Origin of the sequence: Bacillus sp. SIMBA_005, assembly GCF_046535585.1 — a bacterium.
Lineage (GTDB): Bacteria > Bacillota > Bacilli > Bacillales > Bacillaceae > Bacillus > Bacillus pumilus.
The window spans coordinates 1-268 of sequence record NZ_JAWRWI010000488.1 but is presented as its reverse complement, the minus strand read 5'-3'; the positions used below and the strand labels follow the sequence as shown (position 1 = coordinate 268).

Annotated in this window: 1 pseudogene; it reads right to left on the bottom strand. The window is 54.5% G+C overall.

What is annotated here, in order from left to right:
- A pseudogene (locus tag SB660_RS21010) lies at positions 1-268 on the bottom strand (ISNCY family transposase); the annotation flags it as partial.

The following is a 268-nucleotide window of genomic DNA, read 5'->3' as shown; positions in this document are numbered from 1 at the left end:
CTGCTCACTGGAATGCTGACGCGACAGCGCCTTTTGTCGCCGCGCATTAACCGCAGGATCATTCATAAAATCCGTGCGTCGCCCTGGCTTACCACCGCGTTGCTTGTAACCATTTTTGGCGCTGTTGGTCTTCACGTTCGCTGCCACCGGTTGGTCCTGCTGTGCTTTGATATAAGCCAAAACATCACTCAGCCGCTTGTTCCCGGTAATTGCTGCATGGGTCACACGCTGATCTTTGTTGAACACGCGGTAGGGCAGAGAATGCCCC